Genomic DNA, 24,994 nt, shown 5'->3' with positions numbered 1-24,994 from the left:
ATTTATAAGGAAAGAGCAAGATGAAAATACGAGTTGATAGAGAGTCTGTGTGTATGGGGGACGATGTATTGCCTCATGAGACAGAATTTGAGATTCCTGAAGATATGACGGTGAAAGAATTTTTTGACTTTCTAGAAAAGGAACGTTATTTGCCGTCTGTTCAAGGAAATAATGTCGCTTGGGAACTCCGTAATCGAAATAGGGAACAAGGTGTTTATTTTACCAAAACACGAGAGATTATCCATCCAGATGCGGTCTTAAAAGAGATGTTGGAAGGAATTACTGAGACTCCCTTATTTGTTTTGCTCTATCATTATACTCCGGAAGCATATTATATTAGAAAAGAGAATAAATGAGAATTGCAGATTACAGCGTGACCAAGGCAGTGCTGGAACGTCACGGTTTTACCTTTAAAAAGTCCTTCGGACAAAATTTTCTGACCGATACCAATATCCTTCAAAAAATTGTGGATACGGCTGAAATTGATGACCAAGTCAATGTCATCGAGATTGGGCCAGGAATTGGTGCCTTGACGGAGTTTTTAGCTGAGCGTGCAGCTCAAGTCATGGCATTTGAGATTGACTACCGCTTGGTACCAATCCTAGCGGATACTTTGCGGGATTTTGACAATGTGACTGTAGTAAACGAAGACATACTAAAAGTTGACTTGGCACAGCACATCCAGAATTTTAAAAATCCTGACTTGCCAATCAAAGTAGTAGCCAACTTGCCATACTATATCACGACTCCTATTCTCATGCACTTGATTGAAAGTGGTATTCCTTTTAGTGAGTTTGTCGTCATGATGCAAAAAGAAGTGGCGGACCGTATCTCAGCACAGCCAAATACCAAGGCTTATGGTAGTTTGTCGATTGCGGTGCAGTATTATATGACAGCCAAGGTTGCCTTCATCGTGCCTCGTACGGTCTTTGTGCCAGCGCCAAATGTGGACTCAGCCATTTTAAAAATGGTGCGCCGTCCAGAGCCTGCTGTAACAGTAAAAGATGAGAACTTCTTCTTTAAGGTTTCCAAGGCTAGTTTCACCCATCGTCGCAAGACCTTATGGAACAACTTAACAGGCTACTTTGGCAAGACTGATGAAGTCAAGGACAAGCTGACCAAGGCTTTGGACCAGGCAGGTTTGTCACCATCTGTGCGTGGAGAAGCTCTTAGCTTGGCAGAATTTGCTAGTTTAGCAGATGCGCTCAAAGGACAAGGATTCTAAGATGAAGGGACAAATCATTAAAGCCTTGGCAGGATTCTACTATGTGGAGAGTGAGGATCAAGTCTATCAGACACGTGCGCGCGGGAATTTTCGTAAAAAAGGTCACACGCCCTATGTTGGGGATTGGGTAGATTTTTCTGCGGAGGAAAATTCCGAAGGTTATATTCTCAAGATTCACGAACGGAAAAACAGTCTGGTTCGTCCACCCATTGTCAATATTGACCAAGCTGTGGTGATCATGTCCGTCAAGGAACCGGACTTCAACAGCAACTTGTTGGATCGTTTCTTGGTTCTTCTGGAACACAAGGGCATCCATCCTATCGTTTATATTTCTAAAATGGACTTGCTGGAAGATAGAGGAGAACTGGATTTTTACCAGCAGACATACGGTGACATCGGCTATGATTTTGTGACCAGTAAGGAGGAACTTCTGCCTTTGTTGACAGGAAAAGTGACGGTCTTTATGGGGCAGACAGGTGTTGGAAAATCAACCCTCCTCAATAAAATCGCACCGGACCTCAATCTTGAAACAGGAGAGATCTCAGACAGTCTGGGTCGCGGTCGTCATACTACTCGAGCTGTTAGTTTTTACAATCTCAATGGTGGTAAAATTGCGGACACGCCAGGATTTTCATCACTGGATTATGAAGTGTCGACGGCTGAAGACCTCAATCAGGCCTTTCCAGAAATTGCCAGTGTTAGTCGAGACTGTAAATTCCGTACTTGTACCCATACCCATGAGCCGTCCTGTGCGGTTAAGCCAGCTGTAGAAGAAGGCGCTATTGCAACCTTCCGTTTTGACAACTACCTGCAATTCCTTAGTGAAATTGAAAATCGCAGAGAAACCTATAAAAAAGTCAGTAAAAAAATTCCAAAATAAGGAGAAACCTATGTCTCAATACAAGATTGCTCCGTCAATTCTGGCAGCAGATTATGCCAACTTTGAACGTGAAATCAAACGCCTAGAAGCAACTGGTGCAGAATATGCCCATATCGATATCATGGATGGTCACTTTGTACCGCAAATCAGTTTTGGTGCAGGTGTGGTTGAAGCTCTTCGCCCCCATAGCAAGATGGTCTTTGACTGCCACTTGATGGTCGCTAATCCAGAGCATCATTTAGAGGACTTTGCGCGTGCAGGTGCAGATATCATCAGCATTCATGTCGAAGCAACGCCTCATATCCATGGTGCTCTTCAAAAGATTCGTTCTCTAGGTGTCAAGCCTTCTGTTGTCATTAACCCTGGTACGCCTGTGGAGGCAATCAAGCACGTTCTTCACCTAGTTGACCAAGTCTTGGTCATGACAGTGAATCCTGGATTTGGAGGACAAGCCTTTCTGCCTGAAACCATGGACAAGGTTCGTGAGTTGGTTGCCCTTCGTGAAAAAAAAGGGCTGAACTTTGAGATTGAAGTGGATGGTGGGATTGATGACCAAACTATTGCTCAGGCTAAAGAAGCTGGTGCTACCGTTTTTGTAGCAGGGTCTTATGTCTTTAAGGGAGATGTCAATGAACGAGTGCAAACTCTCAGAAAACAATTGGACTAGAGTTGCCGTTTTTGCCGGCGGGGATCGCGGTCATTATCGGACGGATTTTGATTGCTTTGTCGGTGTGGATCGCGGTTCGCTCTGGGTCTTGGAAGAAGATCTGCCTCTGGCTCTAGCAGTTGGGGATTTTGATTCGGTGACTGCAGACGAACGCCAGTTGATTCAAAAACGTGCCCAACATTTTGTTCAAGCCCAGCCAGAAAAGGATGATACGGATCTGGAATTGGCTCTCTTGACCATCTTTGAGCAAAATTCTCAGGCTCAGGTGACTATTTTTGGGGCTTTGGGTGGTCGGATCGACCACATGCTGGCCAATGTCTTTCTGCCTAGCAATCCCAAGTTGGCACCCTATATGCGTCAGATAGCGATTGAGGATGGGCAAAATGTGATTGCCTATTGTCCAGAAGGGACCAGTCAACTTGAACCCCGCTCAGACTACGATTATCTAGCCTTTATGCCTGTTCGGGATAGCCAGCTGACCATTATCGGAGCCAAGTACGAATTGACAGAGGAAAATTTTTTCTTTAAAAAAGTGTACGCTTCTAACGAATATATAGATAGGGAAGTTTCGGTGACTTGCCCAGATGGCTATGTCGTCGTGCTGCATAGCAAGGACAGGAGGTAGGATGGAGACTGTATTATTACTATTATTAATTGTCAACCTAGCTGGACTCTTTCTCATTTGGCAAAGGCAGGATAAGCAAGACAAGTACTTAGCCAAGAGTTTGGAGGATCAGGCAGACAATCTTTCAGATCAACTGGATTATCGCTTTGAACAAGCCAGACAAGCCAGTCAGCTAGACCAAAAAGACTTGGAAGTGGCTGTCAGCGACCGTTTGCAGGAAGTGCGAATGGAGTTGCATCAAGGCCTGACTCAAGTTAGACAGGAGATGAACGAGAATCTCCTTCAAACCAGAGATAAGACCGACCAACGCCTTCAAGCCCTGCAGGAGTCCAATGAGCAACGTTTGGAACAAATGCGTCAGACAGTCGAGGAAAAGTTGGAAAAGACCTTGCAGACGCGCTTGCAGGCTTCCTTCGAGACAGTTTCAAAGCAACTAGAGTCGGTCAACCGAGGTTTGGGAGAAATGCAGACAGTTGCCCGCGATGTCGGTGCCCTTAACAAGGTTCTCTCTGGAACCAAGACGCGAGGGATTCTGGGAGAATTGCAACTGGGGCAAATCATCGAAGACATCATGACACCAGCCCAGTACGAACGAGAATACGCAACGGTTGAAAACTCTAGCGAGCGAGTGGAGTATGCCATCAAGTTACCTGGACAGGGTGACCAGGAATATGTCTACTTACCGATTGACTCCAAGTTTCCACTAGCGGATTATTACCGCTTGGAAGAAGCCTATGAAGCAGGTGATAAGGACGAGATCGAACGATGTCGCAAGTCACTCCTAGCAAGCGTCAAGCGCTTTGCCAAGGATATCAAGAGCAAGTATCTGGCGCCGCCTCGAACGACCAATTTTGGAGTCTTGTTTGTTCCAACAGAAGGACTTTACTCAGAAATCGTCCGCAATCCTATCTTCTTTGATGATTTGAGACGGGAGGAGCAGATTATTGTTGCTGGTCCAAGTACCCTATCAGCCCTGCTTAACTCTCTATCAGTTGGCTTCAAGACTCTCAATATCCAAAAGAGTGCCGACCATATCAGCAAGACCCTTGCTAGTGTCAAGACCGAGTTTGGCAAGTTTGGTGCCATTCTGGTCAAGGCACAAAAGCATCTCCAATATGCCTCTGGCAATATTGATGAATTATTAAACCGTCGTACCACAGCTATCGAGCGAACGCTCCGTCACATTGAATTATCAGAAGGTGAGCCTGCGCTTGATCTACTCCATTTCCAAGAAGATGAGGAAGAATATGAAGATTAGTCACATGAAAAAAGATGAGCTGTTTGAAGGTTTTTACCTGATTAAGTCAGCTGACCTGAGACAGACGCGTGCTGGGAAAAATTACCTAGCCTTTACCTTCCAAGACGATAGTGGCGAGATTGAAGGGAAACTCTGGGATGCCCAACCTCATAACGTCGAGGCCTTTACCGCAGGGAAAGTGGTCCACATGCAGGGGCGCAGAGAAGTTTATAACAACACTCCTCAAGTCAATCAAATTACTCTTCGCTTGCCTCAGCCTGGGGAACCCAATGATCCAGCTGATTTCAAGGTCAAGTCGCCAGTCGATGTCAAGGAAATCCGTGACTACATGTCACAAATGATTTTCAAGATTGAAAATCCTGTCTGGCAACGTATCGTGCGTAGTCTCTACACCAAGTACGATAAGGAATTCTACTCCTATCCAGCTGCCAAGACCAACCACCACGCCTTTGAAACGGGTTTGGCCTATCATACAGCAACCATGGTGCGCTTGGCAGATGCCATTAGCGAGATCTATCCTCAGCTCAACAAGAGCCTGCTCTATGCTGGGATTATGTTGCACGACTTGGCTAAGGTTTTAGAACTCAGTGGTCCCGATCAGACGGAGTACACAGTTCGAGGCAATCTCATCGGCCATATCGCCCTTATCGATAGTGAAATTACCAAGACAGTCATGGAACTGGGCATCGATGATACTAGAGAAGAAGTGGTGTTACTGCGCCATGTCATCCTCAGTCATCATGGCTTGCTAGAGTATGGAAGTCCAGTCCGTCCACGCATTATGGAAGCAGAGATTATCCACATGATTGACAATCTAGATGCCAGTATGATGATGATGTCAACAGCTCTAGCTTTGGTGGACAAAGGAGAGGTGACCAATAAAATCTTTGCTATGGACAATCGTTCCTTCTATAAACCAGATTTAGATTAATAATTTAAGAAAAACGAGCATTTTTTACGCAATAATGTTCGTTTTTTTATGTGAATGTGGTATAATGGATAAAATATCAAAATAAAATGGAATGGTAAATAAAAATGAAATTAAGAAGAAGTGATCGGATGGTTGTCATTTCCAACTATTTGATTAATAATCCATACAAACTAACAAGTCTCAATACCTTTGCAGAAAAGTACGAATCTGCTAAATCCTCTATTTCAGAGGATATCGTGATTATCAAGCGTGCTTTTGAAGAAATCGAAATCGGCCATATCCAGACAGTGACTGGAGCAGGTGGTGGCGTTATCTTTACACCATCCATCTCGAGCCATGAAGCCAAAGAAATGATCGCAGACTTGCGTGACAAACTTTCAGAAAGCGATCGTATCTTGCCAGGTGGTTATATCTATCTGTCTGATTTGCTCAGTACGCCTGCCATTTTGAAAAATATTGGGCGCATCATTGCCAAGAGCTTTATGGACCAAAAAATCGATGCCGTTATGACAGTAGCAACAAAAGGTGTGCCACTCGCAAATGCAGTTGCCAATGTCCTCAATGTTCCATTTGTCATTGTGCGCCGTGACTTGAAAATTACCGAAGGTTCAACGGTCAGCGTCAACTATGTTTCAGGTTCAAGTGGCGACCGTATTGAGAAAATGTTCCTTTCAAAACGCAGCCTCAAGGCAGGCAGTCGTGTCTTGATCGTGGATGACTTTTTGAAAGGCGGCGGAACTGTCAACGGGATGATTAGTCTCTTGCGTGAGTTCGATTCTGAACTAGCTGGTGTCGCAGTCTTTGCAGACAATGCCCAAGAAGAACGTGAAAAGCAGTTTGATTACAAGTCACTCTTGAAAGTAACTAATATTGATGTTAAGAACCAATCCATCGATGTCGAGATTGGAAATATCTTTGACGAAGACAAATAAGAGATAGAACTAAAGGTTGGAACGCTTGTCCCAGCCTTTCTTTGCAAACAGAATAGAAGGATGCTTATGAAAACACCATTTATCAGCCGTGAAGATTTAGAAACAATTGTTGCAGAGTTCCCGACTCCCTTTCACTTGTATGATGAGAAGGGGATTCGTGAAAAAGCAAGAGCCGTCAACCAGGCCTTTTCTTGGAATAAGGGATTCAAAGAATATTTTGCCGTCAAGGCCACTCCAACCCCAGCCATCTTGAAAATCCTCCAAGAGGAAGGTTGTGGTGTGGACTGTTCTAGTTATGTGGAACTTTTGATGAGCCATAAACTGGATTTCCCCGGTTCTGAAATCATGTTCTCTTCTAACAACACGCCTGACAAGGAATATGCCTATGCGCGTGAATTAGGTGCGACCATTAACTTGGATGCCTTTGAAGATATTGAACATCTAGAGCGAGCGGCAGGCATTCCAGAAATTATCTCTTGTCGTTACAATCCTGGAGGAGTTTTTGAGCTAGGGACAGACATCATGGACAATCCTGGAGAAGCCAAGTTTGGCATGACCAAGGATCAGCTTTTTGAAGCCTTTGCGGTTTTGAAGGAAAAAGGAGCCAAGACATTTGGGATTCACTCTTTCCTAGCATCCAATACCGTCACCCATCTCTACTATCCAGAGTTGGCGCGTCAGCTTTTTGAATTAGCCGTTGAAATTAAGGAAAAGTTGGGTATTTCGCTAGACTTTATCAATCTTTCCGGCGGAATCGGAGTCAATTATCGCCCAGACCAGGAGCCAAATGACATCGCTGTGATTGGTGAGGGAGTTCGTAAGGTTTATGAGGAAGTCCTCACACCTGCAGGACTTGGTCAGGTCAAGATTTTTACTGAATTAGGCCGCTTTATGTTGGCGCCTCACGGAGCTTTGGTCACAAGAGTCACTCATAAGAAAAAAACCTACCGTACCTATCTGGGCGTGGATGCCTCAGCAGTCAACCTCATGCGCCCCGCCATGTATGGAGCCTACCACCATATCACCAATCTGACCCATCCAGATGGACCAGTTGAGGTGGTAGATGTGGTTGGTTCACTCTGTGAAAACAATGATAAATTTGCAGTGAACCGCGAACTACCTCATACAGAAATCGGTGATTTGCTAGTGATTCATGATACAGGTGCACATGGATTCTCCATGGGTTACCAGTACAATGCCAAACTACGCTCGGCAGAAATCCTCTATACCGAAGAAGGAAAAGCCCGCCAAATCCGCCGTGCAGAGCGCCCTGAGGACTATTTTGCAACCTTGTATGGTTTTGATTTTGAATCGGATCATTAAAAGAAATTGAAAATGAAAGTGAAAAACAGATTGCTTTCTAAAAAATAGACAAAAAAACCTTGTTTTTCACCTTACTCGTGATATAATAAAACTATAAAACGGTTTCAAGGAAGGTGACGATATGTCTGAAGAAACAATTGACTATGGACAAATGACAGGAATGGTGCATTCGACAGAGAGTTTTGGGGCGGTAGATGGCCCTGGGATTCGGTTTATTGTCTTTTTGCAGGGCTGTCACATGCGTTGCCAGTACTGCCATAACCCAGACACATGGGCTATGGAGACCAATAAATCACGCGAACGGACAGTAGACGATGTCTTGACAGAAGCCCTTCGCTACCGTGGTTTCTGGGGAGACAAGGGAGGAATCACTGTCAGTGGTGGAGAAGCCCTCTTACAGATTGATTTCCTAATTGCCCTCTTTACCAAGGCCAAGGAAAAAGGAATCCACTGTACCTTGGATACCTGTGCCCTTCCGTTCCGTAATAAACCACGTTATCTCGAAAAGTTTAATAAACTCATGGCGGTAACAGATTTGGTTCTTCTGGATATCAAGGAAATCAACGAAGAACAGCACAAGATTGTCACAAGCCAAACCAATAAAAACATCTTGGCCTGTGCCCAGTACCTATCAGATATCGGGAAGCCTGTTTGGATTCGTCATGTTCTCGTACCAGGATTGACAGACCGTGATGAAGATTTGATTGAACTTGGGAAGTTCGTAAAAACCCTCAAAAACGTTGACAAGTTTGAAATCCTACCTTATCATACGATGGGAGAATTCAAGTGGCGTGAACTAGGAATTCCTTATTCGCTTGAAGGGGTCAAACCTCCAACAGCAGACCGTGTCAAGAATGCCAAGAAATTGATGGATACAGAAAGTTACCAAGACTACATGAAACGTGTTCATGGATAAAAAAAGAAGCCTGATGGAGACATCGGGCTTTTGTGATGCAAAAAGACTTAGCCTCTCAGCTAAGCCTTTTTCTTATTTTCTAGAATGTTGTTTACCAGCATTGCGTTTTTTATGTTTCTTATTGGTCATGATCGCAGTTGCTTGGTTTGGAGTGACATCTTTGCGTCCGCCTCCAGTTGAAAATGAACTTGCTTTTGGTGGATTTTTGGCAAATTCTTCACGAACTTTTTTGCGAAGTTTTGGACGAACGACATAGTTAACGATGAACTGTTGGAGAATCATCATGAAACCACCGACAACCCAGTAAAGGGTCACACTGGCTGGTGCGAAGAAGGAGAAGAAGACAATCATGAGTGGGCTCATGTAAATCATTTTCTTGAGCTGTGCTCTTTGCATCTCGTCTTCTACTCCATGAAGTGAGAGGAGTGATTGGAGATAGTAGAGGATACCAGCGAAGGCGACAAGGAGCAGACTTGGTGAACCAAGATCGATACCCAAGAAGGTAGAACTAGCTACTCCTTCAGTGTATTGGGCTGCAAAGTAGATAGCAGAGAAGAAAGGCATTTGAATGAGGATAGGGAAACATCCTACACCACCGAACATGCTGATGCCGTGTTCTTTCTGAGCGGCAAAGAGAGCTTGTTGTGCTTCTAGTTTTTCTTCCTGAGTTGTTGCTTCTTTGAGACGTGTTTGGTGTGGTTCGAGTACGTGTTTGAGGGCGTTCATCTTTTCAGAGTGAAGTGTCGCCTTCCATGATTGGTAGATACCAAGTGGCAAGATAATCAAGCGCACGATAATGGTTACGATAATGATAGCGACCCCGAAGCCTAGACCTTTATCAGTAGCGAAGTACTTGATAGCTTCTCCCATCGGAGCACCCAAGAAATCCCAAACGGGACCAATTGGCTTACCTGTTGCTTTGTCTACTTGGACACAGCCTGACAAGACGAGTAGCATAGCCACTCCCATAGCAGAGAGGGCAAAACGTTTAATAGATTTCAATGTTTTCATTCCTTCTTTAAAAATTATACCTCTCTATTCTACTGTTTTTTTGTAAAATATACAATAGTTCTAGAGACCTAATTTGCGACTTTGAAGTCCGAATAGGATGAAAAGTTGCTCATTTGTACATCTAGATAGGTAACTTTTGAAAAAGGTGTCGGACCTTTTCGGATTTCTTGGATAAATTTTGCCATAGTTGCAGAGGAGTCTGCCTGAGCAAGAATTTCCACTGTGCCATCATCGTTATTCCAGACACGACCAGTGATGCCACCGATTTCAAGAGCTAAAGTATAAACACCCCAGCGAAAACCAACACCCTGCACCCTGCCTTGGGCAATCATTCTAACCTTTTGCATACCAAACCCCTTTGATTGTGTTATAATATTTCTATGACTATTATAACCTCAAAAGCCAATTCTGTGGTAAAAAATGCCAAGAAATTGCATCAAAAAAAATATCGAAAGTCTGCTTATTTGATTGAGGGCTGGCACTTGTTTGAAGAAGCTGTTCAAGCAGGAGTGACGATTGAAAAGGTCTTTGCCCTAGAAAGTTATCGAGATCAGCTAGCTGCTTTTCCTCAAACTATCTGGGTTTCAGAGGAGATTTTGCTAGATTTGGCAGATACGCAAACTCCTCAAGGGATTGTTGCAGTGATTCAAAAAGAAGAAGTGGGACTGCCTGATCTCCATCAGGGCAAGTATCTATTTTTAGAGGATGTTCAAGATCCTGGTAATGTGGGCACCATGATTCGGACGGCGGATGCTGCAGGTTTTACAGGGGTTATTGTTTCAGACAAGTCAGCAGATATCTACAGTCTTAAGACTCTACGTTCCATGCAAGGAAGTCATTTTCACTTGCCTATCTATCGTATGCCTCTTACCAGCTTTGTAGAAGAGGCAAAGAAGAGCGATTTGCCCATTCTAGCAACGACCTTATCGAGAGATTCAAAGGATTATCGTGAGCTTTCTTCACTAGAGAACTTTGTTTTAGTCATGGGAAATGAAGGGCAGGGGATTAGTTCTGTCATGGCTGAGAGTGCTGATCAGCTGGTTCATATAGGCATGAAAGGTCGAGCGGAAAGTCTCAATGTGGCGGTTGCCGCAGGTATTTTGATGTTTTATTTCAGCTAATTTATAAAAACTTTGTTATAATCAAGACATATTTATAGAAAAAGGAGAATCAGAATGAATCAAACGATTATTCAAGAACGTTCAGGTCTCAATCAATTTTACGCTAAGGTTTATGCTTTTGTGGGACTTGGGATTGGTCTATCAGCTCTCGTGTCAGCTTTGATGTTGACAGTCTTTCAGTCCCAATTGGTCTACTTTTTAATGCATGGCCGTCTCTGGCTGATTATTGCAACTTTTGCAGAACTTGCTCTAGTCTTTGTTGCAAGTAGCATGGCTGCCAAAAATAGTCCAGCAGCTCTCCCAGTATTTTTAGTTTATTCTGTTTTAAATGGCTTTACGCTGAGTTTTGTCGTAGCCTTCTATACACCTGGGACCGTCTTATCAGCCTTTGTATCCAGTGCCCTTCTCTTCTTTGTCATGGCGGCAATCGGAATTTTCACCAAGAAAGATTTGAGTGGAATGGGCCGAGCTTTGATGGCGGCGCTTGTTGGTCTCATCATTGCCATGGTTGTGAATCTATTTTTAGCCAATAGCTTCTTTGACTACATGATTAGTATTGCCATGGTCTTGGTTTTCTCAGGTTTGATTGCTTGGGATAACCAAAAGATTCGCTATGTTTATGAACAGTCACGAGGACAAGTAGCGACAGGTTGGGTCATCTCAATGGCGCTTAGCATCTATCTAGACTTTATCAACCTCTTCCTTAGCATCTTACGAATCTTTGGTCGAAACGATTAATGAATAACAGAGTCAGTGTTCAAAAGAGCACTGACTTTTTCTTATTTACTCTTTTCTTTTCTTTTCTTGGAAATAGGTGTATAATGCTTTTAACTAATTTTTGAGGAGCTGTTTATGAAGAAAAGTTTTATTCATCAACAAGAAGAAATTTCCTTTGTCAAAAACACTTTTACCCAGTATTTGAAAGATAAGTTAGAAGTTGTTGAAGTTCAAGGTCCTATCTTGAGCAAGGTCGGGGATGGGATGCAGGACAACCTGTCAGGTGTCGAAAATCCAGTATCTGTCAAGGTTTTGCAGATTCCAGATGAAACTTATGAAGTCGTTCACTCACTTGCCAAATGGAAACGCCACACCTTGGCTCGTTTTGGTTTCGGTGAAGGTGAGGGTCTGTTTGTTCACATGAAGGCCCTTCGTCCAGACGAAGATTCGCTTGATGCGACCCACTCAGTTTATGTGGACCAGTGGGACTGGGAGAAGGTTATCCCAAATGGACAACGCAATATCGCCTATCTCAAAGAGACTGTTGAGAAGATTTACAAGGCTATTCGTCTGACAGAGCTAGCAGTAGAAGCTCGCTATGATATCGAATCGATCTTGCCAAAACAAATCACCTTTATCCATACAGAAGAGTTGGTAGAACGCTATCCAGATTTAACACCGAAAGAGCGTGAAAATGCGATCTGTAAAGAGTTCGGTGCAGTCTTCTTGATTGGTATCGGTGGCGAGTTGCCTGACGGAAAACCTCATGATGGCCGTGCACCTGACTACGATGACTGGACAACAGAGTCTGAAAATGGCTACAAGGGGTTGAATGGCGATATTCTCGTTTGGAACGAATCTCTTGGTTGTGCCTTTGAACTTTCATCAATGGGGATTCGGGTAGATGAGGATACACTCCGTCGCCAAGTGGCTCTTACAGGAGACGAAGATCGTCTAGAATTGGAATGGCATAAAGCCTTGCTTAACGGCCTTTTCCCACTGACAATCGGTGGGGGTATCGGACAGTCTCGGATGGCCATGTTCCTTCTTCGTAAGAAACACATCGGAGAGGTCCAGACCAGTGTTTGGCCTCAAGAAGTTCGCGATACGTACGAAAATATTTTGTAGAGAATCGAACCGCAAGGTTCGGTTTTCTTTCTCTTTTTGCCTATAATTTGGTATAATAAACGGTATGAAAATCGTATCAGGAATCTACGGAGGGCGTCCCCTCAAGACGCTAGAAGGCAAGACGACGAGGCCGACATCAGATAAGGTGCGTGGAGCTATCTTTAACATGATAGGTCCCTATTTTGAGGGTGGTCGTGTCTTGGATCTCTATGCTGGCAGTGGCGGTCTGTCTATTGAAGCTGTGTCAAGAGGGATGTCCAGTGCTATCTTAGTGGAACGGGATCGAAAGGCACAAGCTATCATCGCTGAAAATATCCAAATGACCAAGGAAGTTTCCAAATTTCAGCTCTTAAAGATGGAGGCTGAACGGGCCTTGGAGCAAGTGAAGGGTCCCTTTGACCTGGTCTTTTTAGACCCGCCCTATGCCAAGGAACAAATCGTTGCAGATATCGAAAAAATGGCAGAAAGAAACCTTTTCTCCGAAGAGGTCATGGTTGTCTGCGAAACCGATAAATCTGTAGAGCTTCCAGAAGAAATCGCCTGCTTAGGCATCTGGAAGGAAAAAATATATGGGATTAGTAAGGTGACAGTCTATGTCAGATAAAATTGGATTATTTACAGGTTCATTTGATCCGATGACAAATGGACATCTGGATATGATTGAACGTGCTAGCAAACTTTTTGACAAGCTCTATGTCGGGGTGTTCTACAATCCCCACAAACAAGGCTTTCTCCCTGTTGAAAACCGTAAACGAGCAGTCGAAAAAGCGGTGGCGCATTTAGATAATGTAGAGGTGCTGGCTTCTCATGACCAACTAGTCGTCGATGTTGCAAGAAGACTGGGGGCTAAAACCCTTGTCCGTGGCTTGCGAAATACCACCGACTTGCAATACGAGTCTAGTTTTGATTACTACAATCATCAACTGGCTCCAGAAATCGAAACCATTTACCTATATAGCTGCCCAGAGCATCTTTATATCAGCTCTTCGGCCGTGAGAGAACTTCTGAAGTTTGGTCAGGAGATTCAGCAATATGTCCCAAACAGTGTTGTGGAGGAATTAGAACATGAAGAAAAAAACTAGATGGCCCTTATATGTCATCCTAGCACTAGTATTGACTTTTTTAGCCTTTGTAGTACCTTTACCTTACTACATAGAAGTTCCGGGTGGAGCGGAAGATATTCGTCGAGTTTTGAAAGTCAATGAAACAGAGGATACGGAAGCAGGAGCTTACCAGTTTGTAACAGTTGGTATTCGACACGCAACCCTATCGCATCTTGTCTATGCTTGGTTAACACCTTTCACGGATATTAGAAGTGCCAAGGAGACTACGGGTGGCTCTACTGATGCAGAGTTTATGCGGATCAATCAGTTCTATATGCAAACTTCTCAAAACATGGCCAAGTATCAAGGATTGAAGACCGCTGGTAAGGATATTGAACTCAAGTATCTGGGAGTTTATGTCTTGACCGTGACGGACAATTCAACTTTTAAGGGCATTCTGAACATTGCAGACACCGTGACGGCTGTTAATGACAAAACATTTGACAGTTCAAAAGACTTGGTCGACTATGTCAATTCTCAACAATTAGGGGATAGGGTCAAGGTAACCTATGAAGAAGACGGAAAAGTCAAGTCTGCTGAAGGTAAAATTATCACTCTCGAAAACGGGAAAAACGGTATTGGGATTGGTCTGATTGACCGTACGGAAGTGACCAGTGATGTTCCGATTCGTTTTTCAACAGCTGGTATCGGCGGGCCAAGCGCCGGTCTCATGTTTAGCCTAGCTATTTACACCCAGATAGCAGATCCAGGTCTTCGTAATGGCCGCATCGTTGCGGGAACGGGAACTATTGATCGCGATGGAAATGTTGGCGACATCGGTGGAATTGACAAAAAAGTAGTTGCAGCCTCTCGTCAGGGAGCCAACATCTTTTTTGCTCCTGACAATCCAGTCACCGAGGAAGCAAAAAAAGCAGATCCCAATGCGAAAAGCAACTATGAAACAGCCTTAGAAGCTGCTAAAACGATCAAAACAGAGATGAAAATCGTTCCCGTTAAGACATTGCAGGATGCAATTGATTACCTTAAAAACAATCCCTAATTCGTAGAAAAATTGAAAACTAGCGCGCAAGCGGATAAGATGGTATAATAGTCAAATGGTTCAATTATTATTCACTCTAAGTAGTCATATACTCTTTATTTATTTGAGTTCTTACCTTTTGAAGGATCTTGTGAGATGGGAAAAGGTTTTAAAAGTGACCGCTACTAACACAAAAAAAGTTCGTTTGTTGGTAGGCTTCTTTAGTATTGTGATGGGCTACATCTTGAGTTCATTCTTTATCAGTTTGTACCAACTGTGGCAAGAAGCACTTAGAGGACTATTATAAAATCAAAAGTAAAGGAAACAACTATGGAAAAAATTGTGGTTCAAGGCGGAGATAATCGTCTGGTCGGGAGTGTGACGATCGAGGGAGCAAAGAATGCAGTCTTGCCCTTGTTGGCAGCGACTATTCTAGCAAGCAAGGGTAAGACAGTCTTGCAGAACGTCCCAATCTTGTCAGATGTTTTCACCATGAATCAAGTGGTTCGAGGTCTGAATGCCAAGGTGGACTTTGATGAGGAAGCTCATGTTGTCGAGGTTGATGCGACTGTTGATATCACGGAGGAAGCTCCATACAAGTATGTCAGCAAGATGCGGGCATCCATCGTTGTCTTGGGACCAATCCTTGCTCGTGTAGGCCATGCCAAAGTTTCTATGCCAGGGGGATGTACCATCGGGAGTCGTCCGATCGACCTCCACCTCAAAGGTTTGGAAGCTATGGGGGCAAAGATTACCCAGACAGCTGGTTACATCGAAGCCAAGGCAGAACGCCTGCATGGCGCTCATATCTACATGGACTTCCCAAGTGTTGGCGCAACACAAAACCTCATGATGGCGGCAACTCTAGCTGACGGTGTGACAGTGATAGAAAATGCTGCGCGTGAGCCGGAAATTGTTGACCTCGCTATTCTCCTTAATGAAATGGGAGCCAAGGTCAAGGGAGCTGGTACCGAAACAATCACAGTGACTGGTGTTGAGGAACTCCATGGTGCGACCCACAATGTCGTGCAGGATCGTATCGAAGCTGGAACCTTTATGGTAGCGGCAGCTATGACCGGTGGCGATGTTCTCGTTCGTGATGCCGTCTGGGAACACAATCGCCCCTTGATTTCAAAACTACTTGAAATGGGTGTTGAAGTGACAGAGGAGTCAGAAGGTATCCGTGTTCGTTCTCAACTGGAAAATCTAAAGGCTGTTCATGTAAAAACCTTACCACATCCAGGATTCCCAACAGATATGCAGGCACAATTTACAGCTCTAATGACAGTTGCAAAAGGGGAATCCACCATGGTGGAAACGGTGTTTGAGAATCGCTTCCAACACTTAGAGGAAATGAGACGTATGGGCTTGCATTCAGAGATTATCCGTGACACAGCTCGTATTGTTGGGGGACAGGCTTTACAGGGGGCAGAAGTTCTATCAACGGACCTTCGCGCTAGTGCTGCTTTGATTTTGACAGGTCTGGTGGCGCAGGGAGAAACAGTTGTTGGTAAGTTAGTCCACCTTGATAGAGGTTACTACCGTTTCCATGAGAAATTGGCTCAGCTAGGAGCGAAGATTCAGCGAATCGAGGCAAATGATGAAGAAGAATAAAAACTTACGCTATGTACTCCGTCGTTTACTGTTGATTTTTATCGTACTATTGCTAGGCTTTCTGGCTTTAGGAATCGGCTTGATGGTTGGTTATGGCATCCTAGGAAAGGGACAGGATCCATGGGCAATCTTGTCTCCAGCAAAGTGGCAGGAATTGATTAGCAAATTTACAGGAAATTAGACTGGGAGACCAGTCTTTTTCTAAAGAAATAAGGAGAAAAATGGACAAAAAAACAAGACAAGCTCTGATAGGGTTACTTCTATTCTTACTCTTGGCTGCTGGAAGCTACTATATCAAGCAGATGCAGACAGCGCCAAACACCCCTAGAACCAAGGTTAGTCAGAAAAAACAAGCTTCAGAAGCTCCCAGTCAGGAGCTAGCTGAAAGTGTCTTAACTGAGTCAATCAAAAATCAAATCAAGGGGGGGCTCGAGTGGAATGGAGCAGGGGCCTTCATTGTCAATGGCAATAAAACCAATCTAGATGCCAAGGTTTCTAGCAAACCCTATGCGGATAATAAAACAAAGACAGTTGGAAAAGAAACAGTCCCGACTGTTGCCAATGCCATCTTATCCAAAGCGACTCGGCAGTATAAGAATCGTGAAGAAACAGGCAATGGCTCCACCTCTTGGACGCCACCAGGATGGCATCAGGTCAAGAATCTAAAGGGAGCCTATACACATGCAGTTGATAGAGGACACCTGCTGGGCTATGCCTTGATAGGAGGTCTGGATGGTTTTGATGCCTCTACTAGCAATCCCAAGAACATTGCAGTCCAGACAGCTTGGGCGAACCAAGCGCAGGCTGAAGATTCGACAGGTCAGAACTACTATGAGAGTCTGGTTAGGAAAGCCTTAGACCAAAACAAGAGAGTCCGTTATCGGGTGACGCTCCACTATGCGACAAATGAGGACCTAGTTCCATCGGCTTCACAAATTGAAGCCAAGTCTTCAGATGGCGAATTGGAATTCAATGTCCTAATCCCCAATGTTCAAAAGGGAATCCAGCTTGATTACCGAACAGGGCAAGTAACAGTGACGGACTAGAAACAATAGATACAATAAAAACAGATCCTTTGTCTTCTAGAGGCAGGGGAGTTGTTCTTTAAATGAAAAATAATGTGAATCCTGAGGGATTTTATGATATAATGGAACACAAGATACTATTTTAGGAGAAGGACTATGGAAGACCCGAGCAGTCAGAATTTGTTGCTACAGTTTGTACTGTTATTTATCTTGACCTTGTTAAATGCTTTTTTCTCAGCCACTGAAATGGCGATGGTGTCATTAAACCGTTCCCGAGTGGAACAAAAGGCAGAAGAGGGAGACAAACGTTACATTCGTTTGTTAAAGGTACTTGAAAATCCTAACCACTTTTTATCAACGATTCAAGTTGGTATCACGTTAATTACCATCTTGTCAGGGGCCAGTTTAGCAGAAACGCTAGGACGCGAAATCGCATCTTGGATAGGAAATAGTGAAACAGCTTACGCTATTGCAAGTTTTCTATCTTTAGCGTTTTTGACCTATATTTCTATTGTTTTTGGGGAACTCTATCCCAAGAGAATCGCTCTAAATCTGAAAGATACCTTGGCCATCCGAACCGCACCAGTCATTATTGGCTTGGGGAAAATTGTCAGCCCCTTTGTTTGGCTTCTGTCAGCTTCAACTAATCTATTGAGCCGTGTGACGCCAATGACCTTTGATGATGCGGATGAAAAGATGACACGTGATGAAATAGAGTACATGCTCACCAATAGCGAAGAAACACTGGATGCAGATGAGATTGAAATGCTACAGGGAATCTTTTCACTAGATGAACTAATGGCTCGTGAGCTAATGGTACCTCGTACAGATGCCTTTATGGTAGATATTCAGGATGATAGTCAAACGATTATCCAAAGTATTCTAAAGCAAAATTTCTCACGTATCCCTGTTTACGACGGGGATAAGGACAATGTGATTGGTTTGATTCATACCAAGCGTTTGCTAAACGCTGCCTATGCAGATGGCTTTGAAAATATTGTCTGGAAACGAATCCTCCAAACACCACTATTTGTGCCTGAGACCATCTTTGTGGACGACCTCCTTAAAGAGCTTCGAAATACCCAAAATCAAATGGCCATCTTACTAGACGAATACGGTGGTATGGCTGGTTTGGTAACTCTAGAAGATCTTTTAGAAGAGATTGTCGGTGAGATCGATGACGAGACGGATAGGGCAGAAATCGAAGTCCATCAAATCGGTGAGGACACTTATATTGCACAGGGAACCATGAACCTTAACGACTTCAATGACTACTTTGGTGTCGAACTAGAAAGCGATGATGTGGATACCATCGCCGGCTATTATTTGACGGGTGTTGGTACGATTCCAACAACTGAAAAAATCAGTTATGAACTGGCCAGTCAAAACAAACAAATCGTCCTGACCAATGATAAGGTGAAAAATGGACGTGTTACCAAGGTAAAAGTTCAAATCACAGAACTAGAACCTGAAGAAGAAACAGAATAAAGCAGTGACTTGAGTCACTGCTTTTTGTAAATCAATATGGTAGATACAGTTATTCCTAATAGATAGGGATAACAAAAAAGCCCGATTTTTCAGGCTTTCTGTCTCGTTGAATTCTGATAAAACAGATGATATAAGGCGGTAGACGGATTTGAACCGACGATCAAGCTTTTGCAGAGCCGTGCCTTACCACTTGGCTATACCGCCTCAACGTTTATTATTATACCTTGAAAATCATTTCCCGTCAATAGTTTCTTATTCTAAAATCCAATTTAGGAAAACAGATGGTGATTGAAGAAGTGAGAAAAAGCTTGTAAAAATCCCGTTCTAAAGAAGATCAGACTAGAAAGTATTTCTTGCAGAAACAAACAAAGAATGTAGAAATTTTGACAAATGGAAGTTTTTTGAGGAAATGCGCCAAAATATTCTGAAAATTCGTTTACTTTTTAAAAAATATATGTTATAATTTCCAATAAGCCTAAATTTTTCAAGAGGAGTTAAAAACATGAAAAAAAGTAGAGTATTTGTTGCAGCAGGTGTTGCTTTATTAGCAGCAGGAGTACTAGCTGCTTGTGGTTCTTCAAAATCATCTGATTCAACAGCGCCAAAAAATTATGGCTATGTTTATACAGCTGACCCAGAAACGTTGGATTACCTCATTTCAGGGAAACAAAGTACTAGGGTTGCCACTTCAAATGGTATCGACGGTCTTTTCACAAACGACAAGTATGGGAATTTAGTTCCTGCAGTTGCAGAAGACTGGTCAGTTTCAAAAGATGGTTTGACTTATACCTACAAGATTCGTAAAGGTGTCAAATGGATGACATCTGATGGCGAAGAGTATGCTGAAGTAACAGCCAAGGACTTTGTAAATGGTTTGAAACACGCAGCTGACAATAAATCAGCAGCTAAGTATCTAGCAGAAGATTCAGTTAAAGGTCTAGCTGACTATATAGCTGGAAACAATAAAGATTTTGCTTCAGTCGGTGTAAAAGCAGTTGATGATTACACCCTTGAATACACTTTGAACAAACCAGAACCATACTGGAACTCTAAGCTGGCCTACTCAATCTTCTGGCCATTGAACGAAGAATTTGAAAAATCAAAAGGATCTGATTTTGGTAAAGCGACTGACCCTACATCATTGCTTTACAATGGACCATTCTTGCTGAGAGGTTTGACTGCTAAGTCATCTATCGAATTTGTGAAGAATGAAAACTATTGGGACAAAGACAATGTTCATCTTGATAAAGTAACACTTGCTTACTATGATGGTTCAGATCAAGAATCAATTGAACGTAACTTTACAAGTGGGGCTTATAGCTATGCCCGTCTCTTCCCAACAAGTTCAAACTACTCTAAGGTAGAAGAAACATACAAAGACAATATTTACTACACTCCATCAGGTCCAGGTATTGGTGGTTTGGGTGTAAATATTGACCGTCAAGGTTACAAATACACTTCTAAGACAACTGATGAAGAGAAGACTTCTACTAAGAAAGCCCTTCTTAACAAGGACTTCCGTCAGGCTTTGAACTTTGCCTTTGACCGTACTTCTTACTCAGCACAAATTAATGGTAAAGAAGGTGCTCCTCTTGCAGTTCGTAACCTCTTTGTGAAACCAGACTTTGTCTCTGCAGGCGAAAAAACTTTCGGTGACTTGGTAACTGAAAAGATGGCGGCTTACGGTGATGAATGGAAGAATGTAAACTTTGCGGATGGTCAAGATGGACTTTTCAACGCCGATAAAGCCAAAGCCGAATTTGCCAAAGCTAAAACAGCATTGGAAGCAGAAGGTGTGAAATTCCCTATCCACTTGGATATCCCAGTAGACCAAACATCTAAAAACTATATCGCACGTATTCAATCCTTCAAACAATCCGTTGAGACTGTACTTGGAGAAGAAAACGTAGTCATCGATATCCAACAAATCACTACAGATGAACTACAGAATATTACATACTACGCAGCTAGCGCAGCGGCAGAAGATTGGGATCTCTCAGGTGCTGTTGGATGGAACCCTGACTATGAAGATCCATCAACTTACCTTGATATCTTGAAAACAACGAATGCTGAACAAACAAAAACCTATATGGGTTACGAAGGTGCAGATAATGCTGCAGCGGCTCAAGTTGGTTTGAAAGAATACGATAAGTTAGTTGATGAAGCAGGAAAAGAAACAAGTGACTTGAATGTTCGTTATGAAAAATATGCGGCTGCCCAAGCTTGGTTGACAGATAGCTCACTCTTCTTGCCAGCTATGTCATCAAGTGGTGCTGCACCAATCATTTCTCGTGTTGTGCCTTTCTCTGCATCATACAGTCAATCTGGAGATAAGGGCTCAGACGTATACTTTAAGTATATTCAGTTACAAGACAAGGTTGTAACAAAAGCTGATTATGAACAAGCTCGTGAAAAATGGCTCAAAGAGAAAAAAGAATCAAACGAAAAAGTTCAAAAAGAATTGGCTAATCACGTTAAATAAATAACTCTCAAGAGAACTTTCTCTCCATGAGGAGAAGGTTCTTTTGGGATTTTAAAAGGAAACGATATGAAGAAATATATTTTTATGCGTGTATTGCGTTCATTGTTGTCTATTTTCTTGGTGACAACCTTGACATACACAATTATTTATACGATGGTTCCTCGAAAATTGATTTTCAAGCAGGATACCAACTATAACAAGATTGCAACGACGCCGGACAAGCGGGATAATTATGAAAATACCGTTTATGAACGGATGGGCTATATCGAGTACTACGATACCAAAGAGTTGCAAGAAAGAGCGAGCACGATGGACTCATCTGTAACAGTGGATGCCAATGATACCAATAAGGCAATCTACGAAAAATACATCAACCAACTAGGAAATGGTTGGACGTTAGGTGTATTCTCAGAAAGTGGTCAATTCTATGCTACGCGTGAAATTCCGATTTTTGAACGTGTTTTCAAATTCTATGCGAACTTGATTGATATTGATCATCCAAACAAAATTCAAGACCCTGAAAATCCAAACTTGCAACGTTATCTTCGTTTTGAAAATGACCCTGCTATCGGTTGGTCATTGGTTGGTTCAGGTACAAAACACAAATACCTTTTGTATTTCAACAATCAATTCCCATTTGTACACCAAAACTTTGTGAACATTAACTTGGGAGATTCTTACCCAACTTATGCAAACACACCAGTGCTTCAAGTTATCACACAAGGTCAGGGACAAACTAAGACATCAGAAGTTCAATTCCCTACAGGTAAAAAGACTTCATCTGTAGATATTTACTCTCGTACTTACAAATCTCCAAGTCAAGCAGATGCGCGTGAAGTAGCCAACTATGGTAAAGACGATCCATATACAGCTACAGAAAGCAATTATCAATATCCTTCAATGATCGCAAGCTCAGCGGTTGCTGGTTTGATTGGTTTGATTATTTCGTATGCGATTGCGATTCCACTTGGATCTGCTATGGCTCGCCACAAGAATACTTGGATTGATAGCTTCTCGACAGGTGCTCTAACCTTCTTGCTTGCACTTCCAACGATTGCCTTGGTTTACATCGTCCGCTTGATTGGATCATCTATTGGTCTTCCAGATTCATTCCCTATTTTGGGAGCTGGAGATTGGCGTTCTTATGTCTTGCCAGCAGTCATTCTAGGTTTGTTGGGTGCGCCAAGTACAGCTATCTGGATTCGTCGTTACATGATCGACTTGCAATCTCAGGACTTTGTACGTTTTGCGCGTGCCAAAGGTTTGTCTGAAAAAGAAATTTCAAATAAACACATCTTTAAAAACGCCATGGTTCCTTTGGTTTCAGGTATTCCTGGTGCCGTAATCGGGGTTATCGGTGGTGCAACATTGACAGAAACAGTCTTTGCTTTCCCAGGTATGGGTAAAATGTTGATTGACTCTGTTAAGGCATCAAATAACTCAATGGTAGTTGGTCTTGTCTTCATCTTCACATGTATTTCTATCTTCTCACTCTTTGTAGGAGATATCTGGATGACCATGCTTGACCCACGTATTAAATTGACAGAGAAAGGAGGCAAATAATGTCAACAATCGATAAAGAAAAATTTCAGTTCGTAAAACGTGACGATTTTGCCTCTGAAACAATTGACGCCCCTGCCTATTCATACTGGGGTTCTGTATTTAGACAATTTCTAAAGAAAAAATCAACAGTCATTATGTTGGGGATTTTGGTTGCCATTATCTTGATGAGTTTTATTTACCCAATGTTCTCAGATTTTGATTTCAACGATGTAAGTAAGGTCAATGACTTCTCTGCTCGTTTTATCAAGCCCAATGCTGAACATTGGTTTGGTACAGATAGCAATGGTAAATCCTTGTTTGATGGGGTTTGGTTTGGTGCGCGTAATTCAATTCTTATCTCTGTAATTGCCACTTTTATCAACCTTGTGATCGGGGTTATTGTTGGTGGAATTTGGGGAATTTCAAAATCTGTAGACCGTGTCATGATGGAAGTTTATAACATTATTTCAAACATTCCATCTCTCTTGATTGTCATTGTCTTGACTTACTCAATTGGTGCTGGTTTCTGGAATTTGATTTTTGCCATGAGTGTGACAACTTGGATTGGGATTGCTTATATGATTCGTATCCAAATCATGCGTTACCGTGACTTGGAATACAACCTTGCTTCTCAAACACTTGGAACACCAACCTTTAAAATCATTGTTAAAAACATCATGCCGCAATTGGTATCTGTTATTGTTTCTACAATGACCTTGATGTTGCCAAGCTTTATCTCTTATGAAGCCTTCCTTTCCTTCTTTGGATTGGGACTGCCTGTAACAGTGCCAAGTTTGGGACGTTTGATCTCAGATTACTCACAAAACGTTACGACCAACGCTTACTTGTTCTGGATTCCATTGACTACCTTGATTTTGGTATCTCTATCTCTTTTCGTTGTTGGTCAAAACCTAGCGGATGCTAGTGATCCACGTACACATAGATAGGAGTAGACATGATAAAAGGAAAAGATGTAATTTTGACTGCTCGTGATATTGTCGTGGAATTTGACGTTCGTGACAAAGTTCTGACGGCTATCCGAGGAGTTTCTCTGGACCTGATTGAAGGAGAAGTTCTTGCCTTGGTAGGTGAGTCCGGTTCTGGTAAATCTGTTTTAACAAAAACCTTTACAGGGATGTTAGAAGACAATGGACGTATTGCCCAAGGAAGCATCGACTATCGTGGACAAGACTTGACCGCTCTTACTTCTAACAAGGAATGGGAGAAGATTCGTGGAGCTAAAATTGCGACCATCTTCCAAGATCCTATGACAAGTTTGGACCCAATCAATACAATCGGTAGCCAAATCACTGAAGTGATCGTTAAACACCAAGGGAAAACAGCTAAGGAAGCCAAAGAGATGGCAATCGACTATATGAACAAGGTCGGAATCCCAGATGCTGAAAAACGTTTTGAAGAGTATCCTTTCCAATATTCTGGAGGGATGCGCCAACGTATCGTTATTGCGATTGCCCTTGCCTGTCGTCCAGATATCTTGATCTGTGACGAGCCAACAACGGCTCTTGATGTAACCATTCAAGCGCAAATCATTGATTTGCTTAAAACTTTGCAAAATGAGTACCACTTTACCATTATCTTTATCACCCATGACCTTGGTGTGGTAGCAAGTATTGCTGATAAGGTAGCGGTTATGTATGCTGGTGAAATTGTAGAATACGGTACTGTTGAGGAAGTTTTCTACGACCCACGTCATCCATACACTTGGAGTCTCTTGTCTAGCTTGCCACAGCTTGCTGATGATAAAGGGGAATTGTACTCTATCCCAGGAACACCACCGTCTCTTTATACTGAGTTGAAAGGTGATGCCTTTGCCCTTCGTTCAGATTATGCGATGCAAATTGATTTTGAAGAGAAGGCACCTAAGTTTTCAGTCACTGATACCCACTGGGCTAAGACTTGGTTGCTTCATGAGAATGCTCCTAAAGTTGAAAAACCTGGAGTCATTGCAGATTTGCATGACAAAATTCGTGATAAAATGGGCTTTGCTCATCTAGAAGACTAGGAGG

The 24,994-nt window shown here is 42.8% G+C and carries 27 protein-coding genes and 1 tRNA gene; 25 read left to right on the top strand and 3 right to left on the bottom strand.

The genetic code is table 11. From position 1 onward, the window contains the following. Positions 1 to 20: 20 nt before the first annotated feature. The 10 genes from HMPREF2853_RS03775 (at position 21) to pflA (ending at position 8,757) form a co-directional block, all read left to right on the top strand. Positions 21 to 356: a hypothetical protein gene (locus HMPREF2853_RS03775; protein ID WP_070534910.1), complete on the top strand. Its 336-nt coding sequence runs from the start codon at positions 21 to 23 to the stop codon at positions 354 to 356. After that, positions 353 to 1,225 (top strand): 16S rRNA (adenine(1518)-N(6)/adenine(1519)-N(6))-dimethyltransferase RsmA, encoded by an 873-nt coding sequence (gene rsmA / locus HMPREF2853_RS03770; RefSeq protein WP_070534908.1) that lies wholly within the window; start codon positions 353 to 355, stop codon positions 1,223 to 1,225. Before HMPREF2853_RS03775 ends, rsmA begins: the two co-directional genes overlap by 4 nt. Before the next feature lies 1 nt (position 1,226). Then, entirely contained in the window at positions 1,227 to 2,105 is an 879-nt protein-coding gene (rsgA, locus tag HMPREF2853_RS03765; RefSeq protein WP_070534906.1) for a ribosome small subunit-dependent GTPase A, read from the top strand. Between the two features lie 10 nt (positions 2,106 to 2,115). After that, positions 2,116 to 2,772, top strand: coding sequence for a ribulose-phosphate 3-epimerase (gene rpe / locus HMPREF2853_RS03760; protein WP_070534904.1), 657 nt, complete (start codon positions 2,116 to 2,118; stop codon positions 2,770 to 2,772). Beyond that, positions 2,735 to 3,397: a thiamine diphosphokinase gene (locus tag HMPREF2853_RS03755; RefSeq protein ID WP_070534902.1), complete on the top strand. Its 663-nt coding sequence runs from the start codon at positions 2,735 to 2,737 to the stop codon at positions 3,395 to 3,397. Before rpe ends, HMPREF2853_RS03755 begins: the two co-directional genes overlap by 38 nt. Position 3,398: 1 nt before the next feature. Further along, positions 3,399 to 4,655 carry a DNA recombination protein RmuC gene (rmuC, locus tag HMPREF2853_RS03750; RefSeq protein ID WP_070534900.1) on the top strand — a complete coding sequence of 419 codons (1,257 nt, stop codon included), beginning with the start codon at positions 3,399 to 3,401 and terminating at the stop codon, positions 4,653 to 4,655. Further along, complete coding sequence (locus HMPREF2853_RS03745) at positions 4,645 to 5,586, top strand: 3'-5' exoribonuclease YhaM family protein (protein ID WP_070534898.1); 942 nt, start codon at positions 4,645 to 4,647, stop codon at positions 5,584 to 5,586. The genes rmuC and HMPREF2853_RS03745 overlap by 11 nt, the downstream gene beginning before the upstream one ends. Before the next feature lie 104 nt (positions 5,587 to 5,690). Further along, the gene (gene purR, locus HMPREF2853_RS03740) at positions 5,691 to 6,518 is read left to right on the top strand and encodes a pur operon repressor (protein ID WP_002874197.1); all 828 of its coding nucleotides are present in this window, start codon (positions 5,691 to 5,693) and stop codon (positions 6,516 to 6,518) included. Positions 6,519 to 6,584: 66 nt separating this feature from the next. Beyond that, positions 6,585 to 7,841 (top strand): diaminopimelate decarboxylase, encoded by a 1,257-nt coding sequence (locus HMPREF2853_RS03735; RefSeq protein WP_000856549.1) that lies wholly within the window; start codon positions 6,585 to 6,587, stop codon positions 7,839 to 7,841. Positions 7,842 to 7,962: 121 nt separating this feature from the next. After that, positions 7,963 to 8,757, top strand: coding sequence for a pyruvate formate-lyase-activating protein (gene pflA, locus HMPREF2853_RS03730; protein ID WP_070534895.1), 795 nt, complete (start codon positions 7,963 to 7,965; stop codon positions 8,755 to 8,757). A gap of 72 nt (positions 8,758 to 8,829) precedes the next feature. Here pflA and yidC read toward each other — a convergent pair whose 3' ends face one another. Together yidC and HMPREF2853_RS03720 are read right to left on the bottom strand one after the other, a co-directional pair. Further along, on the bottom strand, positions 8,830 to 9,759 hold the full coding sequence (yidC, locus tag HMPREF2853_RS03725) for a membrane protein insertase YidC (RefSeq protein ID WP_070534923.1): 930 nt from the start codon (positions 9,757 to 9,759) through the stop codon (positions 8,830 to 8,832). Between the two features lie 77 nt (positions 9,760 to 9,836). After that, positions 9,837 to 10,115 carry an acylphosphatase gene (locus HMPREF2853_RS03720; protein ID WP_001174620.1) on the bottom strand — a complete coding sequence of 93 codons (279 nt, stop codon included), beginning with the start codon at positions 10,113 to 10,115 and terminating at the stop codon, positions 9,837 to 9,839. A 33-nt stretch (positions 10,116 to 10,148) separates the two neighbouring features. Here HMPREF2853_RS03720 and HMPREF2853_RS03715 point away from each other — a divergent pair, with 33 nt between their 5' ends. From HMPREF2853_RS03715 to HMPREF2853_RS03670, 11 genes are all read left to right on the top strand, one after another. Continuing rightward, positions 10,149 to 10,889: a TrmH family RNA methyltransferase gene (locus HMPREF2853_RS03715; RefSeq protein WP_049550063.1), complete on the top strand. Its 741-nt coding sequence runs from the start codon at positions 10,149 to 10,151 to the stop codon at positions 10,887 to 10,889. A gap of 54 nt (positions 10,890 to 10,943) precedes the next feature. Further along, a complete protein-coding gene (locus HMPREF2853_RS03710) occupies positions 10,944 to 11,627 on the top strand; it encodes a Bax inhibitor-1/YccA family protein (protein ID WP_049550064.1) in 684 nt (227 codons plus the stop codon). Positions 11,628 to 11,741: 114 nt separating this feature from the next. Beyond that, positions 11,742 to 12,734 carry an aspartate--ammonia ligase gene (asnA, locus tag HMPREF2853_RS03705; protein ID WP_000747998.1) on the top strand — a complete coding sequence of 331 codons (993 nt, stop codon included), beginning with the start codon at positions 11,742 to 11,744 and terminating at the stop codon, positions 12,732 to 12,734. A 64-nt stretch (positions 12,735 to 12,798) separates the two neighbouring features. Next, a complete protein-coding gene (rsmD, locus tag HMPREF2853_RS03700) occupies positions 12,799 to 13,338 on the top strand; it encodes a 16S rRNA (guanine(966)-N(2))-methyltransferase RsmD (protein ID WP_070534893.1) in 540 nt (179 codons plus the stop codon). Beyond that, positions 13,328 to 13,816, top strand: a complete 489-nt coding sequence (gene coaD / locus HMPREF2853_RS03695) for a pantetheine-phosphate adenylyltransferase (protein ID WP_070534891.1) — start codon at positions 13,328 to 13,330, stop codon at positions 13,814 to 13,816. Before rsmD ends, coaD begins: the two co-directional genes overlap by 11 nt. Further along, the gene (locus HMPREF2853_RS03690) at positions 13,800 to 14,837 is read left to right on the top strand and encodes a SepM family pheromone-processing serine protease (protein ID WP_000730771.1); all 1,038 of its coding nucleotides are present in this window, start codon (positions 13,800 to 13,802) and stop codon (positions 14,835 to 14,837) included. Before coaD ends, HMPREF2853_RS03690 begins: the two co-directional genes overlap by 17 nt. Before the next feature lie 55 nt (positions 14,838 to 14,892). Continuing rightward, positions 14,893 to 15,123 (top strand): DUF1146 family protein, encoded by a 231-nt coding sequence (locus HMPREF2853_RS09685; RefSeq protein WP_083306884.1) that lies wholly within the window; start codon positions 14,893 to 14,895, stop codon positions 15,121 to 15,123. A gap of 23 nt (positions 15,124 to 15,146) precedes the next feature. Beyond that, positions 15,147 to 16,430 (top strand): UDP-N-acetylglucosamine 1-carboxyvinyltransferase, encoded by a 1,284-nt coding sequence (gene murA, locus HMPREF2853_RS03685; RefSeq protein ID WP_070534889.1) that lies wholly within the window; start codon positions 15,147 to 15,149, stop codon positions 16,428 to 16,430. Continuing rightward, positions 16,417 to 16,611 (top strand): DNA-directed RNA polymerase subunit beta, encoded by a 195-nt coding sequence (locus HMPREF2853_RS03680; protein WP_000739701.1) that lies wholly within the window; start codon positions 16,417 to 16,419, stop codon positions 16,609 to 16,611. The genes murA and HMPREF2853_RS03680 overlap by 14 nt, the downstream gene beginning before the upstream one ends. A 40-nt stretch (positions 16,612 to 16,651) precedes the next feature. Then, on the top strand, positions 16,652 to 17,476 hold the full coding sequence (locus tag HMPREF2853_RS03675) for a DNA/RNA non-specific endonuclease (RefSeq protein WP_049550068.1): 825 nt from the start codon (positions 16,652 to 16,654) through the stop codon (positions 17,474 to 17,476). A 135-nt stretch (positions 17,477 to 17,611) separates the two neighbouring features. Continuing rightward, the gene (locus tag HMPREF2853_RS03670; RefSeq protein ID WP_070534887.1) at positions 17,612 to 18,943 is read left to right on the top strand and encodes a hemolysin family protein; all 1,332 of its coding nucleotides are present in this window, start codon (positions 17,612 to 17,614) and stop codon (positions 18,941 to 18,943) included. 133 nt (positions 18,944 to 19,076) lie between these two features. Here the strand turns inward: HMPREF2853_RS03670 and HMPREF2853_RS03665 are convergent. Then, positions 19,077 to 19,147, bottom strand: a tRNA-Cys gene (locus HMPREF2853_RS03665). A 298-nt stretch (positions 19,148 to 19,445) separates the two neighbouring features. Between HMPREF2853_RS03665 and HMPREF2853_RS03660 the strand changes: the two genes are divergently transcribed. The 4 genes from HMPREF2853_RS03660 (at position 19,446) to HMPREF2853_RS03645 (ending at position 24,990) form a co-directional block, all read left to right on the top strand. Then, entirely contained in the window at positions 19,446 to 21,425 is a 1,980-nt protein-coding gene (locus HMPREF2853_RS03660) for a peptide ABC transporter substrate-binding protein (RefSeq protein WP_070534886.1), read from the top strand. Between the two features lie 66 nt (positions 21,426 to 21,491). Then, a complete protein-coding gene (locus tag HMPREF2853_RS03655; RefSeq protein ID WP_000759891.1) occupies positions 21,492 to 22,988 on the top strand; it encodes an ABC transporter permease in 1,497 nt (498 codons plus the stop codon). Continuing rightward, positions 22,988 to 23,914 carry an oligopeptide ABC transporter permease OppC gene (gene oppC / locus HMPREF2853_RS03650; RefSeq protein WP_007522372.1) on the top strand — a complete coding sequence of 309 codons (927 nt, stop codon included), beginning with the start codon at positions 22,988 to 22,990 and terminating at the stop codon, positions 23,912 to 23,914. The genes HMPREF2853_RS03655 and oppC overlap by 1 nt, the downstream gene beginning before the upstream one ends. Before the next feature lie 8 nt (positions 23,915 to 23,922). Next, complete coding sequence (locus HMPREF2853_RS03645; protein ID WP_061421652.1) at positions 23,923 to 24,990, top strand: ABC transporter ATP-binding protein; 1,068 nt, start codon at positions 23,923 to 23,925, stop codon at positions 24,988 to 24,990. Positions 24,991 to 24,994 lie beyond the last annotated feature (4 nt).

The sequence above is a fragment of the Streptococcus sp. HMSC077F03 genome (genome assembly GCF_001812375.1).
Classification (GTDB): domain Bacteria; phylum Bacillota; class Bacilli; order Lactobacillales; family Streptococcaceae; genus Streptococcus; species Streptococcus oralis_S.
This window is presented reverse-complemented; position numbering and strand designations above follow the sequence as displayed.

What these genes read in the sequence shown, in the direction of transcription:
- rsmA (WP_070534908.1), top strand. Translation starts at nt 353, where the DNA reads ATGAGAATTGCAGATTACAGCGTGACCAAGGCAGTGCTGGAACGTCAC.
- HMPREF2853_RS03680 (WP_000739701.1), top strand. Translation starts at nt 16,417, where the DNA reads ATGAAGAAGAATAAAAACTTACGCTATGTACTCCGTCGTTTACTGTTG.
- HMPREF2853_RS03715 (WP_049550063.1), top strand. Translation starts at nt 10,149, where the DNA reads ATGACTATTATAACCTCAAAAGCCAATTCTGTGGTAAAAAATGCCAAG.
- HMPREF2853_RS03670 (WP_070534887.1), top strand. Translation starts at nt 17,612, where the DNA reads ATGGAAGACCCGAGCAGTCAGAATTTGTTGCTACAGTTTGTACTGTTA.
- HMPREF2853_RS03775 (WP_070534910.1), top strand. Translation starts at nt 21, where the DNA reads ATGAAAATACGAGTTGATAGAGAGTCTGTGTGTATGGGGGACGATGTA.
- HMPREF2853_RS03655 (WP_000759891.1), top strand. Translation starts at nt 21,492, where the DNA reads ATGAAGAAATATATTTTTATGCGTGTATTGCGTTCATTGTTGTCTATT.
- HMPREF2853_RS03660 (WP_070534886.1), top strand. Translation starts at nt 19,446, where the DNA reads ATGAAAAAAAGTAGAGTATTTGTTGCAGCAGGTGTTGCTTTATTAGCA.
- HMPREF2853_RS03755 (WP_070534902.1), top strand. Translation starts at nt 2,735, where the DNA reads ATGAACGAGTGCAAACTCTCAGAAAACAATTGGACTAGAGTTGCCGTT.
- rsmD (WP_070534893.1), top strand. Translation starts at nt 12,799, where the DNA reads ATGAAAATCGTATCAGGAATCTACGGAGGGCGTCCCCTCAAGACGCTA.
- HMPREF2853_RS03710 (WP_049550064.1), top strand. Translation starts at nt 10,944, where the DNA reads ATGAATCAAACGATTATTCAAGAACGTTCAGGTCTCAATCAATTTTAC.
- rsgA (WP_070534906.1), top strand. Translation starts at nt 1,227, where the DNA reads ATGAAGGGACAAATCATTAAAGCCTTGGCAGGATTCTACTATGTGGAG.
- HMPREF2853_RS09685 (WP_083306884.1), top strand. Translation starts at nt 14,893, where the DNA reads ATGGTTCAATTATTATTCACTCTAAGTAGTCATATACTCTTTATTTAT.
- HMPREF2853_RS03720 (WP_001174620.1), bottom strand. Translation starts at nt 10,115, where the DNA reads ATGCAAAAGGTTAGAATGATTGCCCAAGGCAGGGTGCAGGGTGTTGGT.
- HMPREF2853_RS03735 (WP_000856549.1), top strand. Translation starts at nt 6,585, where the DNA reads ATGAAAACACCATTTATCAGCCGTGAAGATTTAGAAACAATTGTTGCA.
- HMPREF2853_RS03690 (WP_000730771.1), top strand. Translation starts at nt 13,800, where the DNA reads ATGAAGAAAAAAACTAGATGGCCCTTATATGTCATCCTAGCACTAGTA.
- pflA (WP_070534895.1), top strand. Translation starts at nt 7,963, where the DNA reads ATGTCTGAAGAAACAATTGACTATGGACAAATGACAGGAATGGTGCAT.
- murA (WP_070534889.1), top strand. Translation starts at nt 15,147, where the DNA reads ATGGAAAAAATTGTGGTTCAAGGCGGAGATAATCGTCTGGTCGGGAGT.
- rpe (WP_070534904.1), top strand. Translation starts at nt 2,116, where the DNA reads ATGTCTCAATACAAGATTGCTCCGTCAATTCTGGCAGCAGATTATGCC.
- oppC (WP_007522372.1), top strand. Translation starts at nt 22,988, where the DNA reads ATGTCAACAATCGATAAAGAAAAATTTCAGTTCGTAAAACGTGACGAT.
- HMPREF2853_RS03745 (WP_070534898.1), top strand. Translation starts at nt 4,645, where the DNA reads ATGAAGATTAGTCACATGAAAAAAGATGAGCTGTTTGAAGGTTTTTAC.
- rmuC (WP_070534900.1), top strand. Translation starts at nt 3,399, where the DNA reads ATGGAGACTGTATTATTACTATTATTAATTGTCAACCTAGCTGGACTC.
- HMPREF2853_RS03675 (WP_049550068.1), top strand. Translation starts at nt 16,652, where the DNA reads ATGGACAAAAAAACAAGACAAGCTCTGATAGGGTTACTTCTATTCTTA.
- purR (WP_002874197.1), top strand. Translation starts at nt 5,691, where the DNA reads ATGAAATTAAGAAGAAGTGATCGGATGGTTGTCATTTCCAACTATTTG.
- asnA (WP_000747998.1), top strand. Translation starts at nt 11,742, where the DNA reads ATGAAGAAAAGTTTTATTCATCAACAAGAAGAAATTTCCTTTGTCAAA.
- HMPREF2853_RS03645 (WP_061421652.1), top strand. Translation starts at nt 23,923, where the DNA reads ATGATAAAAGGAAAAGATGTAATTTTGACTGCTCGTGATATTGTCGTG.
- coaD (WP_070534891.1), top strand. Translation starts at nt 13,328, where the DNA reads ATGTCAGATAAAATTGGATTATTTACAGGTTCATTTGATCCGATGACA.